The sequence below is a fragment of the Massilia sp. genome (genome assembly GCF_031995545.1).
Lineage (GTDB): Bacteria > Pseudomonadota > Gammaproteobacteria > Burkholderiales > Burkholderiaceae_D > Telluria.
Genome location: NZ_DAMAGA010000067.1, coordinates 1 through 13490, shown reverse-complemented (window position 1 = coordinate 13490; position 13490 = coordinate 1). Strand labels below are relative to the sequence as shown.

At 66.3% G+C, this 13490-nt stretch carries 13 protein-coding genes and 1 riboswitch; all 13 genes read right to left on the bottom strand.

Going from position 1 to position 13490, the window contains the following annotated elements; translation table 11 throughout:
* Positions 1 to 108: 108 nt before the first annotated feature.
* Positions 109 to 1557 carry a cobyric acid synthase gene (locus tag RTQ83_RS23735; RefSeq protein ID WP_312520376.1) on the bottom strand — a complete coding sequence of 483 codons (1449 nt, stop codon included), beginning with the start codon at positions 1555 to 1557 and terminating at the stop codon, positions 109 to 111.
* Positions 1558 to 1580: 23 nt separating this feature from the next.
* Positions 1581 to 2462 (bottom strand): cobalamin-binding protein, encoded by an 882-nt coding sequence (locus RTQ83_RS23730; protein ID WP_312520373.1) that lies wholly within the window; start codon positions 2460 to 2462, stop codon positions 1581 to 1583.
* Positions 2459 to 3439: a threonine-phosphate decarboxylase CobD gene (cobD, locus tag RTQ83_RS23725; RefSeq protein ID WP_312520370.1), complete on the bottom strand. Its 981-nt coding sequence runs from the start codon at positions 3437 to 3439 to the stop codon at positions 2459 to 2461. The genes RTQ83_RS23730 and cobD overlap by 4 nt, the downstream gene beginning before the upstream one ends.
* Positions 3432 to 4376, bottom strand: coding sequence for an adenosylcobinamide-phosphate synthase CbiB (gene cbiB / locus RTQ83_RS23720; RefSeq protein ID WP_312520367.1), 945 nt, complete (start codon positions 4374 to 4376; stop codon positions 3432 to 3434). Before cbiB ends, cobD begins: the two co-directional genes overlap by 8 nt.
* Complete coding sequence (gene cobU, locus RTQ83_RS23715; protein WP_312520365.1) at positions 4370 to 4927, bottom strand: bifunctional adenosylcobinamide kinase/adenosylcobinamide-phosphate guanylyltransferase; 558 nt, start codon at positions 4925 to 4927, stop codon at positions 4370 to 4372. Before cobU ends, cbiB begins: the two co-directional genes overlap by 7 nt.
* On the bottom strand, positions 4924 to 6240 hold the full coding sequence (locus RTQ83_RS23710) for a cobyrinate a,c-diamide synthase (RefSeq protein ID WP_312520362.1): 1317 nt from the start codon (positions 6238 to 6240) through the stop codon (positions 4924 to 4926). The genes cobU and RTQ83_RS23710 overlap by 4 nt, the downstream gene beginning before the upstream one ends.
* Positions 6234 to 6872 carry a cob(I)yrinic acid a,c-diamide adenosyltransferase gene (gene cobO, locus RTQ83_RS23705; protein ID WP_312520360.1) on the bottom strand — a complete coding sequence of 213 codons (639 nt, stop codon included), beginning with the start codon at positions 6870 to 6872 and terminating at the stop codon, positions 6234 to 6236. The genes RTQ83_RS23710 and cobO overlap by 7 nt, the downstream gene beginning before the upstream one ends.
* Positions 6869 to 7642 (bottom strand): ABC transporter ATP-binding protein, encoded by a 774-nt coding sequence (locus RTQ83_RS23700; protein WP_312520358.1) that lies wholly within the window; start codon positions 7640 to 7642, stop codon positions 6869 to 6871. The genes cobO and RTQ83_RS23700 overlap by 4 nt, the downstream gene beginning before the upstream one ends.
* A gap of 2 nt (positions 7643 to 7644) precedes the next feature.
* Positions 7645 to 8667, bottom strand: coding sequence for an iron ABC transporter permease (locus RTQ83_RS23695; protein ID WP_312520356.1), 1023 nt, complete (start codon positions 8665 to 8667; stop codon positions 7645 to 7647).
* A gap of 65 nt (positions 8668 to 8732) precedes the next feature.
* Positions 8733 to 10607: a TonB-dependent receptor domain-containing protein gene (locus RTQ83_RS23690; RefSeq protein ID WP_312520353.1), complete on the bottom strand. Its 1875-nt coding sequence runs from the start codon at positions 10605 to 10607 to the stop codon at positions 8733 to 8735.
* Positions 10608 to 10679: 72 nt separating this feature from the next.
* A riboswitch (cobalamin riboswitch) is annotated at positions 10680 to 10906 on the bottom strand.
* Positions 10907 to 10925: 19 nt separating this feature from the next.
* A complete protein-coding gene (locus RTQ83_RS23685; RefSeq protein WP_312520351.1) occupies positions 10926 to 11468 on the bottom strand; it encodes a histidine phosphatase family protein in 543 nt (180 codons plus the stop codon).
* Positions 11468 to 12250, bottom strand: coding sequence for an adenosylcobinamide-GDP ribazoletransferase (locus tag RTQ83_RS23680; protein WP_312520348.1), 783 nt, complete (start codon positions 12248 to 12250; stop codon positions 11468 to 11470). The genes RTQ83_RS23685 and RTQ83_RS23680 overlap by 1 nt, the downstream gene beginning before the upstream one ends.
* Positions 12247 to 13281 (bottom strand): nicotinate-nucleotide--dimethylbenzimidazole phosphoribosyltransferase, encoded by a 1035-nt coding sequence (gene cobT, locus RTQ83_RS23675; RefSeq protein ID WP_312520345.1) that lies wholly within the window; start codon positions 13279 to 13281, stop codon positions 12247 to 12249. Before cobT ends, RTQ83_RS23680 begins: the two co-directional genes overlap by 4 nt.
* Between the last annotated feature and the right edge of the window lie 209 nt (positions 13282 to 13490).

Genomic DNA, 13490 nt, shown 5'->3' with positions numbered 1-13490 from the left:
GGCTAGTTATATGAAAAAGCCCGCTCAGTGATCTGAGCGGGCTTTTTTGCGTTCTACAGCGCCAGTATGTTGAACACCGTAGGGTTGGCAGCTTCGCTGCCGACGCGTTCAACCGGCTCCAATCCCACCGCGCAAAGCATTCAGCTTATCCAGCAATCCTTCCGCAGACGCGGCAATCCGATCCAGACTCGCTTCCCGTAACTGACTGGTATCGACCACATGATCGCTATGCAGCCCCGCCCAACGCAGCAACGCCACACATGCATCTGGATGATCGAACAGACCATGTAAATACGTCCCCAGGATATGCCCATCGTTTGACACAGCACCTTCTGGCCGCCCTTCGATCGAGAATGCAGGACGGCCCATCGCCACACCATGCGACACACCCATGTGAATCTCGTACCCAGCCACCCGCTGTAACTCAACGCCATCCGCAAAAGCACAAGTGCCCTCGACGCGCGTGAGCCGCTTGTCGCGCGTCAGCTCGGTCTCAAGACCGAGCAAACCCAGTCCTTCCGAGCTACCGGGCGCACCTTCGATACCGTGCGGATCCGCGACTGTCTGCCCCAACATCTGAAACCCGCCGCAAATCCCGATCACCTTGCCGCCATAACGCAGATGCCGCGCAATCTGCGCCGGCCAGCCTTGCGCCTGCAGCCACGCCAGGTCGCCGCGCGTATTCTTGCTGCCCGGGACAATGATCAGATCCGCGCCGGGAATCGCTTCGCCCTCACGCACGAAACGCAGATCGACATCCGGATGCGCACGCAGCGCATCGAAGTCGGTGTGATTGCTCATGCGCGGCAGGCTGGGAACGACGACGCGAAACGCGCCCTTGCTCGCCTGGTTCGCCTGCACTGCATCCTCGGCATCGAGATACAAGCCGTGCAGATAAGGCAGTACCGCCAGCACCGGCTTGCCGGTCTCGCGCTCGAGCCATTCCAGTCCCGGCTCAAGCAATTTGATGTCGCCGCGGAAGCGGTTGATGACGAAGCCAATGATGCGATCGCGTTCCGACTGCGACAGGCAGGACAGCGTACCGACCAGGTGCGCGAACACGCCGCCGCGGTCGATGTCCGCCACCAGGATCACCGGACAATCCACCGCTTCGGCAAACCCCATGTTGGCGATGTCGCGTGCGCGCAGATTGATCTCGGCCGGACTGCCCGCGCCTTCGACGATCACCGCGTCATACTGCTCGAGCAGCCGCGCATGCGATTCCAGCACTGCCTTCATCGCGACGGGCTTGTAGCGATGGTAGTCGCGCGCATTCATGTCGGCGCGCACGCGGCCGTGGATGATGACCTGGGCGCCGATGTCGCTCGATGGCTTGAGCAGCACAGGATTCATGTCGGTGTGCGGTTCGATGCCCGCGGCGATCGCCTGCAGCGCCTGGGCGCGCCCGATCTCGCCGCCGCCCGGCGTCACCGCGCTGTTCAGGGCCATGTTCTGCGGCTTGAACGGCGCCACGCGCACGCCGCGCTGCTTCAACAAACGGCACAGCGCCGCGACCACCGTACTCTTGCCGGCGTCCGACGTCGTGCCCTGTACCATCAGGGTCCGGTACGGAAAGGGCCTCATTTCGCAGCGCGGTGTTTGCGGGCTTGTTCGAGCACTTCGCACATCGCCGCCGTCCCCTCGATCATGCGCGGGCCGGCGCGGTTGAGCAGGTTGCCGTCGAGCGTGAACAGGTTCTTGTTGCGCACCGCCTGCACGCTGCCGTACTGCTTCCATAGTTCGACGCCACTATAATTTTTCTCGGCGGTGGCGATGATCGCTTCGGGATTCGCCTGCAGCACGCTCTCGATGGTGACGATCGGCGCCACCACGTTCAAGCTGTCGAAGATGTTCACGCCGCCGCACAGGCGCATGGCATCGGTGAGGATGCTCTTGCCGCTCAGGGTGTAGAGCGGCTTGTCCCACACCTGATAGAAAGTGCGCACCGGTGGCCGCCTGGCATACTGCGCGCGCAGGGCGGCCAGCTGCTTGCGCAGCTGCGTTGCAGTGGCTTCGGCTGCCGCGTCGGTGCCCATCAACCGGCCCAGACGCAGCACGCTCTCCGGAATGCTGTCCAGTGATTGCGGATCGCTCTGGAACACCGGCACGCCCAGCTTGCGTACCAGGTCGATCTGCCGCTCGGAGCTGTTGTGCATCCAGGCCACGATCAGATCGGGTTTCAGCGCGATCACGCGTTCGATGTCGATCTCGCGGTTCGAGCCGATGCGCGGGATGCTCTTGGCCGCCTCGGGATAGTCGCTGTAGTTCACCGCACCGACTACGTGGCTGCCGCCGCCGGCAGCGAACAGCAGCTCGGTCACGTGCGGCGCCATCGAGATCACGCGCAGCGCCGGCTTGTTGACGGTGACCGTCTGGCCTGCGTCATCCTTGACCGTGACCGCCGCCTGCACAGGGCAGGCCAGCGATCCCGCGACCAGTATCGCCAGCGTCATTTGTTTCATCCCTTGCTCCATTCAAGAAGTGCTTGTTCCAGCCGTAGCCAATCCGGCTCCGTATCCGGCAGTCCGAACCGGATCCCGCGTGCGGACACGCGGAACAGCCGGCACCAGATGCCGCGGCGCGCCATGTGTTCGTGAAAGTCTTCGGCCCGTTCTTCGGGCCACCAGCGAAACAGCGGGGTGCCGGCACTGACGATGCCATACTCGAGCAGCAATCGTGACAGCCGATAACCGTGCGCCTTCAGGCAGGCCTGCGTGTCCTGCTGCCAGCGCGTGTCGCGCAGCGCCTGCAAGGCGACTTCCTGCGCCGGCCCGCTGATCGTCCACGGCCCGAGCAGGTCGGCCAGGTCGGACAGCAGCCGTTCCTCGGCCGCGACAAAGCCCAGCCGCAGGCCGGCCAGCCCGAAGAACTTGCCGACCGAACGCAGCACGATCAGTCCCGGCTGTCCGGCATGCGCTGCCACGCTCAGGCCAGGCGCGGTGTCGCCGAACGCCTCGTCGACCACCAGCCAGCCGCCGCGCGCATGCAGGCGCGCCGCCCAGTCGAGCAGGCATTCGGGCGTCACCGTCTCGCCGGTCGGGTTATTCGGATTGACCACTACCACCACGTCGCAATCGTCGACTGCCTGTTCCAGCGCCGGATACGGCACCAGGATGCGCTCGTGGCCATGCAGGTTCCAGTGATGCGCATGTTCTGCATACGACGGCGCCGACACCGCGACGCGCGACGGCGCACGCAGGCGCGGCAAGGCCTGGATCGCGGCCTGGGTGCCGGCCACCGGCAGCAGCGCCGGCGCACGATAGTAAGCGCACGCTGCCTCGATCAGCTCCGGGTCAGGCTCGGGTAAGCGATGCCAGGCCGCAGGCGATGGCGCCGGCGCCGGATAGCCGTGCGGATTGATGCCGGTCGAAAGGTCGATCCAGTCGTCGCGGCCATAGCGCCGCGCCGCATCGCGCAGGTTGCCGCCGTGTTCAAGCATGCAGGTCTCCAAGGGACATCACTACTGCGGCCAGGCAGACCACGCCGGCCCACAGTAAAGTCGTGCGCAATACCAGGCGCCAGGCGCGCGGAATATCGTTCGCATTCGCAGCCGGACCAGTACCCAGCGGCGGACGCTGCTCGACTTCGCCGTCATACACCGCCGCGCCGCCGAGCGACACGCCGAGCGCGCCGGCGCCGCTGGCCATCACCGGCCCCGCGTTCGGGCTGCTCCAGACAGGCGCCTGGGTGCGCCAGCATTGCCACGCGCGCGCACGGCCGGTGCCGGCCAGCAGCACGTATGACAGGGCGGTCAGGCGCGCCGGCACATAGTTCAGAGCGTCGTCAATGCGCGCCGCAGACCGGCCGAACAGGTTATAGCGTTCGCTGCGATAGCCCCACATCGCATCGAGCGTGTTCGCCAATCGGAACAGCACCGCGCCCGGCCCGCCCAGCAGTACGAACCAGAACAGCGTGCCGAACACGGCGTCGTTGCCGTTTTCGAGCAGCGACTCGGCGCTGGCCTTGGCCAAGTCGGACTCGCCGGCATTGGCGGTGTCGCGGCTGACGATATAACCTGTCAGCAGGCGCGCCTGCGCCAGGTCGCCACGTTGCAGTGCCGCGAAGATCGGCAACGTGTGGTCGCGCAGGCTGCGCAGGCCGATGCAGAAGTACAGCAGCACCGCATGCATCCAGACGCCGGCCAGCTCCACTAGGCCGGCGAACAGCAGCGTCAATGGCAGCACCGCCAGCATCCATGCCAGCAGTCCACGCAGCAAGCGCCCACTAGCGCGGTTCAGGCGGCGTTCGATGAACATGGACAGGTTGCCGAAGCCGACCAGCGGATGCCAGCGCCGCGTCTCGCCCAATAGCAGATCGAGCGCGATGCCGGCCACCAGCAGCAGGGCAAGCGTCGACAGCGGCAAGCCGGTCAGCATGCTGCACCTTTCAGCCAGAGCGGCAAGCCGGCGGCCACGAACACGGCGCGCTCGACGCGCGCAGCCACTGCCTGGTTCAGGCGACCGGCTTCGTCGGCGAAGCTGCGCGAGATCGCACCCCACGGCACGATGCCCATGCCGACTTCGTTCGAGACGACGACCACTTCGCCCGGCAGTCCTTCATCGAGCGCGTCGAGCAGCGCCGCACGCTCGGCATGAAAGCGTTCGGGCAAGGCGATGTCGCCCACATCTGGATACTCGCGGCCATCACAGAACATCAGGTTGCTCAGCCACAGGGTCAGACAATCAACCAGCACCAGGCGTCCAGGCGCGGCATGGGTACGCAGCACTTCGGCCAGTGCCAGTTCTTCCTCCACCGTGCGCCAGTGCGCGGGACGGCGTTCGCGGTGATGTGCGATGCGCGTCGCCATCTCGCCATCGCCGGCGCGCGAGGTGGCTACGTACACGACTTCCTTGCCGGAGTCCTGCGCCAGGCGTTCGGCGAAGGCGCTCTTGCCCGAGCGCGCGCCGCCAAAGACCAGGGTGCTCACTTGCCGCCTCCGAACATCGCCGCGGCCGCGCGCGGATTGGACGGGAAGTAGCCGTGAAAGTAGGAGGCGGTCAGCGAGCCAACCTTGTACACAGCTTCGCCTTGGGCACCGGTTTTCTGTTTCACGGTGTGCGATTCGGGCACGACGTCGGTCTGCAGCAGCGAATAGTGGAAGGTATGGCCGCGCACTTCGCCAGTCGGTGTCGGCATCGCGTGCGGACCCAGTCCGCTCAAGCGCTTCTGCATTGCCACTTCGCCCGGCAGCAGCCCGGCCATCTCCCAGCGCTTGCCCTGGCTGTCGGTCAGGCCGTCGGCCAGTGCCATCATGCCGCCGCATTCCGCGACGATCGGCACGCCGCGCGCATGCGCCGCACGGATCGACGCGCGCCATTGCGCCGCCTTTTCCAGTGCCGGACCATGCAGCTCGGGATAGCCGCCCGGCAGGTAGACCGCATCGGCGTCCTCCGGCACCGCTTCGTCCGACAGCGGCGCGAAATACGTGATGCGCGCACCCATGGCCTTGAGCAGGTCGATATTCGCCGGATACACGAACACGAACGACGGATCGCGCGCGATGGCGATCAGGCGCCCCGCCAGCAGCGGCTCGGGCGGCGCCGGTTCATCGGTCGACGGCGCCATGACCGGCAGCGCATCCCACGCCGCCTCGTCGAAGTCGATGCTGTCGGCCAGCGCGTCCAGGATCTGGTGCAGTTCTTCGACTTCGCCCGGCAGCACCAGGCCGAGATGGCGTTCCGGCAGCTTGTGCTCCTGGCGCGGCAGGGTGCCGAGCAGGGGGATGTCGCGCAGCGAATCCTTCACCATCGCCGCGTGGCCGGGGCTGGCGACGCGATTGGCGATCACGCCCGCCATCTGTACCGGCCCATAATCACGCAATCCCTGCGCCACCGCGCCGGCGGTCTGCGCCATCGCCGACGCATCGAGTACGGCCAGCACCGGGATGCCGAATTCGCGCGACAGGTCGGCCGCCGATGGCGAACCGTCGTACAAGCCCATCACGCCTTCGACCAGGATCGCATCGGCCTCGCGCGCGGCGTCGCGCAGGCGCCGCAGGCATTCGTCGCGCCCGACCATCCACAGATCGAGATTGTGCACCGGCGTGCCACAGGCGCTTTCCAGCATCACCGGGTCGACGAAGTCGGGGCCGCACTTGAACACGCGTACGCGTTTGCCCATGTTGAGCAGGCGCCGCGCCAGCGCGGCCGTCACCGTGGTCTTGCCCTGGCCGGACGACATTGCCGCCACTATCACCACGCGCGCGCCGGGATGCACGGCATCTGGCAAATCGGTCACCATTCGGTTCCCGCCTGCGCCGCGATGCCGGCCTTGAATGCATGCTTGACCACGTTCATCTCGGTCACCGTATCGGCGACTTCCACCAGCTCCGGCGGCGCGCCGCGGCCGGTGATCACCACGTGCTGCATTACCGGACGATCGAGCAGGTCGGCGATGACGGTGTCGACGTCGAGGTAGCGGTACTTGAGCGCGATGTTCAGTTCGTCCAGCACCACCATGCCGATCGCCGGATCAAGCAGGAACTGTTTGGCCATGGCCCATGCTTCGGTCGCCTTTTCGATGTCGCGCTCGCGGTTCTGGGTCTCCCAGGTATAGCCTTCACCCATCGCATGAAAGCTCACCTCGTCCGGGAAGCGGCGCAGGAAGTTTTCTTCGCCGGTCGCCAGCGCACCCTTGATGAACTGGACCACGCCCACCTTCATGCCATGGCCGAGCGCGCGCGCCACCATGCCGAAAGCGCTCGAGCTCTTGCCCTTGCCGTTGCCGGTGTTGACGATGATGATGCCGATCTCCTTGTCGGCCGAGGCGATCTTCGCGTCGATCACCGCCTTCTTGCGCTCCATGCGCGCGCGGTGGCGCTCGTTGAGGGCAGCGGTTGGGTCTGCGCCGCGATCTGGCGTCATGTCGGTCATGCGGAGTCCTCCTTCGGAATGAAGATGCGGCGGCCATCGTGCTCGATCATGTCGATCGGGTGGCCGAGGTAGTCGCCCAGCAGCGCCGGCTGCATGGTGTCGGCAATCGCGCCGGCATGCCAGCGGCCGTCGCCCATGAGCAGTAAGGCGTGGGTGGAAATGCGGTGAGCAAGATTGAGGTCGTGGCCGATCATGACCACGGTCTTGTTTTGTTCGCGGCACAGGCGCGCCAGCAAACCCATCACGCTCACTTGGTGCGCCAGGTCGAGCGCATTGGCCGGCTCGTCGAGCAGCAGCAAGGGAGTCTGTTGCGCCAGCAGGGCGGCAATCGCTACGCGCTGGCGCTCACCGCCGGACAGGGTGCGCACGTCGCGCGCGGCCAGGTCGTCGACTTCCATCGCCGCCAGCGACTGCAGCGCGATGCCGTGGTCGTCGCTGCCTTCCCAGTAACGGCTGGCGTGGTAGGGGTGGCGCGCCGACAGCACGCTTTCGATCACGGTATAGGCAAACGCGTCGTGACGCGACTGGGCCAGGAAGGCGCGCTGGCGCGCCAGCGCTTCCAGCGGCCAGTCTTTCAATGCGCGGCCGTCGATCTCTACGCGTCCGCCGGCCGCATCCTGCATGCTGGCCAGCGTGCGCATCAGCGTGCTTTTGCCGGCGCCGTTGCGGCCGATGATGCTCCAGCATTCGCCGGGCTGCGCGGCCCAGTCCAGGCCCTGCACCAGGGTGCGCTTGCCGGCGGTGAGCGTCAGGTCGCGGGTAGCAATCATGGTCATTTGCGCAGGCGGTGCAACTGGTAGAGGAAGACCGGGGCGCCGATCATGGCCGTGATGGCGCCGACCGGCAGCTGCTGGGGAGCGATGATGGTGCGCGCCAGTGTATCGCACAGCACCAGGAAGGCGCCGCCCGAGAGCACCGTGGCCGGGATCAGCACACGGTGGTCCGGCCCGAAAGCGAAGCGGCAGGCGTGCGGCACGATCAGGCCGACGAAGCCGATCGCGCCGGCGCTGGTGACGGCGCTGGCGGTCAGCAGTGCCGACACGAAGAACAGGCCCTTGCGCAGCGCGCCGACGCGCACGCCCAGAGTGACGGCGGCTTCCGCATGCAGCGCGACCACGTTCATGGCGCGCGCGCTCTTCATGGCGAAGACCAGCGCGCCGAGCAGGACCAGCCACGGCGCCAGGCGCAGCGGGGCGCCGGCCAGGTCGCCGATCAGCCAGAACACCATGCTGCGCAGGCGACCTTCGGGCGCGATCGACAGCATCAGCGTGATCAGGGAGGTGCACAGGGCCGAGACGATCACGCCGGTCAGCAGCAGCAGCGACGCGCCGCCTTCGGCTGCCTGGCCGCCGCGCATGTCGCGCCGCGCCAGCAGGTACAGCAGCAGCGCGACCCCGATCGCACCGAACAGCGCGGCCGCATCGACCATGAGCGCGGACGCCATCAGCAGCATCGCCAGCAGGGCGCCGACCGCGGAGCCGGCCGACACGCCCAGTACATACGGGTCGGCCAGGGGATTGCGCAGCAGCGCCTGCATCATGAGGCCGGCCAGGGCCAGCGCGCCGCCGGTGACGAACGCCACCAGCGCGCGGCCGGCACGCAGTTCGATCAGGGAAGCGGAAAGGGAATCGGGACGGCCTGCGGCCAGCTGGCGCAGGGCGTCGGGAATGTCGGCCAGCGGCACCGCGATCGAGCCGGTCATGCCCGCGAACAGCAGGGTGGCGGCGGCAAACGCCAGCATCGCGCCGACGATGATGACGGCGCGCCGGCGAGGTGACGGGATGGATGCGTGCATGCTGGCCCTTGATTTATCCGTTGCCCGCAGCGTCATGGATGACGCTGCGGGACTTCGGCGCCGGCTTAGCGGATGCCGTAGCGCAGGGCTGCGAACCAGGTGCGGCCGCTGGTGCCGTAGTTGCGCACCACTTCGTAGTTCCTGTCGGTGACGTTATTCACGCGTACCAGCAGCGACCAGTCAGGGGTGAACTGCCAGGTGCTGTGCAGGTTCAGCAGACCGTAGCCGGCCAGGCGGTTCACATTGGCCGCGTCGTCGAAACGCTCGCCCGAGAGCACCAGTTCGGCGCCGGTCTTGAGCGTACCGACCGTGTAGTCGGCGCCGAAGCTGGCGTGCTTCTTCGAGCGGCGCGCCAGCTGCTTGCCGGTGGTCTCGTCGCGTGGATCCTGCCAATCCAGGCTGCCGCGCAGATCGACGCCCATGAACTTGGTACTGGCAGCCAGCGAGAAGCCTTCCAGCAGCGCTTTGTTGACGTTGTAGGCGCAGCTGAATGAATCAGGGTTCACCGGGCATGGCATGGCCGTGATCAGCATATCGGTCAGCCGGTTGTGGAAGTAGGTCGCATCCACCTGGTAGCCATTGCCGTCGTAGCGCAGGCCGATTTCGCGGTTGCGGCCTTTTTCAGGGCGATTGTCCTGATAGCCGTAACCCGGGTAATACAGTTCGTTGAAGGTCGGGGCGCGGAAGCTGGTGCCGACGCTGGCATTGGCGCGCAGGCCGTTGCCGAAGTCATAAGCGTAGCCGGCGGCGCCGGTGCTCTTGTGGCCATAGACCGAGCGGTCCTGGCGCGCGCTGACGTCGACCAGGTGGTTGCCGCGGCGCGCCGAATAGCTGGCGGCGAACGAGTTGGTGATGCGTTTGCGGTCGTCGCCGTTTTCATCCACCAGATCGGCGGCATCGGCTTTTTCCTGGCGGTGCGCATACAGCAGCTGCAGCGTGTCCTGGCCGATAGCGATGTCGTTCTGCCATGAGAATTCATCCTGGTGGGTATCGATCTGGCTGATGTCCCAGTCGGCGGTGCCGCCGAGGTTGAATTGATTGTCTTGCGAGCGCGCCAGCTGCACGGTGCTGCGCCAGTTCGGCATGATCTGGTTGGTCATGAACAGCGCGTAGGTGTTCAGGTCCGAGTCGCCGTAGGCGTCGAAGTTGTCGCCGTTGTCATACTGGTTGTACAGGCGGCTGACCAGGAACTGGCCGCCGATCTCGTGGCCCGGCGCGATCGCCATCGACACGCGACCGTTGGCATTGCGGCGGCGATAGCCATCCTTGTCCGGATTGTAGCCATACGCGCCCGGGCGGGCGGCCGAGAAGCCGTCCGACTCTTCATAGCCAACGCCGAAGGCATAGTTGATTGCGTGCTCGCCGGTCGTGCCGCCGGCGATGCTGGCGTCGCCCTGCAGGGTGCCGTTGCTGCCGGCACCGACCGAGGCGGTCGCGCGCGGCGCGCCTTCGCCCTTGCGGGTGAAGATCTGGACCACGCCGCCGATGGCGTCGGCGCCGTACAGGGTGCTCAGCGGGCCGTACACCACTTCGATGCGGTCGATGGCGGCCAGCGGCACCGCATTCCAGGCGGCGGTGCCGAGGGTCGGGGAACCGATGCGCACGCCGTCGATCAGCACGACCACCTGGTTGGCGTTGGCGCCGCGCAGGAACACGCTGGTGGCGTTGCCGGCCGGGCCGTTGCGGGTGATCTCGATGCTGCGCTGGCGCTGCAGGACGTCGGCCACCGAGCCGGCGCCCGAGCGCGCGATTTCTTCGGCGGTGATGACGACCGTGTCGGCGACGACGTCAAGCGCGCGTTGCGGGGTGCGGGTGGCGGTCACGATCACGGTGTCGGCGGCCGGCACGCTGGCCCGGGCGAAAGCGGTGGACGATGCGGACGCAAGGACGGCGAGGGCGAGCGACACTGCGGCCGCTTGCCGGGTAACTGGAAAATTCATGTGCTGTTTCTTATCTAAGCTAGGGCAACCAGCCGACGTCCCCCGTAGGCCAGATTGAACGGACACGCGCCATGCGCGCATCCACCTTTTGGCCGGTATCCGGGCTGACAAGTATGGCCGTCCGACCTTCCCATGCTCGCGCACAGTGGTATGAGGAGACGGTTCGCCGCGTCGTCATGACAGCGGCACTTGCTTACCGTTGCGGGGGCAGCACACGTTGGCTTTGTTAGAGGCTTCGTGTTTCCCGTTTAACTGCGGCTGCGAATGCAGGCGCGAGCACCAAAACCCCGCCATTATACGGATTTAGGTTTCGGCTTGTCAGTCTTTCAAATGCAGGAGTTCACCGTAGGCGATCCGGTGTGGCGCCTGCGCCGCACGCAGCGCGGCCTGTTCCAGCGTGCCGCCGGCGTGCAGGGAGGACAGCAGGCGGATGGTGCCAGCGTGGCAGATGACCAGGGCGCGTTCATGGCCGCTGTGCGCAAGCTCATTGTTGAACGCGGCCACGCGGATGGCGACATCCATGACGTTTTCGCCGCCGCCGGGGCGGTAGTGCAGCAGGTCGGCGCTCCAGGCGTCGACTTCGTCGCGGGGGATGGTGTCCCAGTGGCGCATTTCCCAGGCGCCGAAATTCATTTCGGCCAGGCGGGCGTCGAACAGCGGCTGGTTGGCGAGGCGCCGGGCCAGTGATGCACAGCGCGCGAGGGGACTGGAATAGACCGGCATGTCACCGGGCAGGCCGGCGCTGCACAAGGCCGCCTGAACGCGCGCGATATCGGATTCGCTGGCCGCCAGGTCGGTGCGGCCGTAGCAGTGGCCGGGAGCCACGTCCGGCTGCGGATGCCGCACCAGGTACAGATCCATCAGGCCAGCGCGCCATGGCCGAGCGTGGCCAGGATCGCGATGTAGATCGCCGCTTCGGCCAGTTGCTGCACTGCGCCGAGGCAGTCGCCGGTGTAACCGCCGAGGCGGTGCGCGAACTTGCGGGCCAGCCAGCCCTCGGCGAGTAAGGTCGCGAGCAGGGCGGCGGCGAGGGCGGCCAGGTCCAGCGCGCCATATAGAAGAAGCGCGGCGGCCGGCAGCAGAACGGTCAGCACGGCGATCAGGAATTCCATGTTCGTCATGCGCACGGCCAGCGGCTTGGCCTTGCCTTCGGCACGGGCGTAATCCATTTTCCAGATCAGGCTCGTGGCGGCCAGGCGCGAGAGCGGGTGCGCCAGCAGCAGGGCGGCGATGGCGCTGGACGGCGGCAGCGTGGCCAGTGCGGCCAGCTTGGCGGCCAGCATGCAGACGATGCCTATCGCGCCATATGCGCCGACGCGCGAATCCTTCATGATATCGAGCGCGCGTTCGCGTGTCATGCCGCCACCGAGGCCGTCGCAGGTGTCGGCGAAGCCGTCTTCATGAAAGGCGCCGGTGATATAGATGGTGGCCGCGGTGGACAGCACGGCGGCCACCGGCGCCGGGAGCCACAGCGCGGCCAGCGCATACACGGCGGCGGCAATGGCGCCGACCACCAGGCCGACCAGCGGGAAGTAGCGCGACGCATGGTTCAGCCATGCCTGTTCAAAGCCGACCCAGCGCGGGATCGGCAGCCGGGTGAAGAATTGAACGGCGATGAAAAACAGGCGCAGCTGATGGATCATGCGGAGCGTTCGCTGACCTGGGCCGAGGCGAAGGTCGCCATCTGGTTCAGGAAGTTGGCGGCCGCGTGCAGCAGCGGCAGGGCCAGCGCGCTGCCGGTGCCTTCGCCCAGGCGCAGGCCGAGGTCGAGCAGCGGCTGCGCATCGAGCTGCTCGAGGAGCAGGGCATGTCCATGTTCGCCCGAACTATGCGAGAACACGCAGTAGTCGAGGATCGCCGGCTGCAGGCGCGCCGCGACCAGCAGCGCACTGGTGACGATGAAGCCGTCGATCAGCAGCACCTTGCGCAGCTCGGCCGCCTTGAGCATGGCGCCGGTCATCATCGCGATCTCGAAGCCGCCGAAGGTGGCCAGCACGTCAAGTGGATCGACCGCGTGGGTGTGGCGCTGGACGGCGGCGGCGATCACGCGTTCTTTATGAAGGATGCCTTCGGATGTCAGGCCGGTGCCGGCGCCGACGCAGCGCGCCAGGGGCTGGTCCGTCAGCTTGTGCATCAGGGCCGCGGCGGCGGTCGTGTTACCGATGCCCATTTCGCCGAATCCAATCACGTTACCCGGGATGTCGCTGACGAGGCCCATGCCGTGCTCCAGCGCGGCGGCGCATTCCTGTGTCGACATGGCCGGTTCATGGGCGAAGTTGCGGGTGCCGGGGGCGATCTTGCGATCGATGAGGGCAGGGCGTTGGCCGAAGTCGTGGTTCACGCCGGCGTCGACAATGTGCAGGGCGCAGCCGTTTTGGCGGGCGAACACATTGATGGCGGCGCCGTCGGCGAGGAAGTTCTCGACCATTTGCCAGGTAACGTCTTGTGGATAGGCGGAGACGCCTTCAGCCACTACGCCATGGTCGCCGGCAAAGATCACGATCGCAGGCTGGTCGATACGGACATTGGTCGAGCGCTGGATCAGGCCCAGTTGCGCAGCCAGCGATTCAAGTCGCCCCAGGCTGCCGATCGGCTTGGTTTTGTTATTGATGGCGTCGGCCAAGGATTGGGACAACGCCGCATCGGCAGTGGGGATGATCGAAGGAATCTGCATCGCTTATGTATTAGAAGGTCGACTGTGGCGGCGGTTAAGATATCACAGCGAGACCCATTGCAAGCGGCTGAAGGCTTGGCTATAATCTCGCCTCCCAACGCAGATGCAGTCGTTAAGACAGCAAAGCGAAGGAAAAGAAGGGGTTGACGAGATGGTAGTAAAGCTTCATAATCTCGCTTCTCTGCTGCTGACGAACACAACGATTCGCA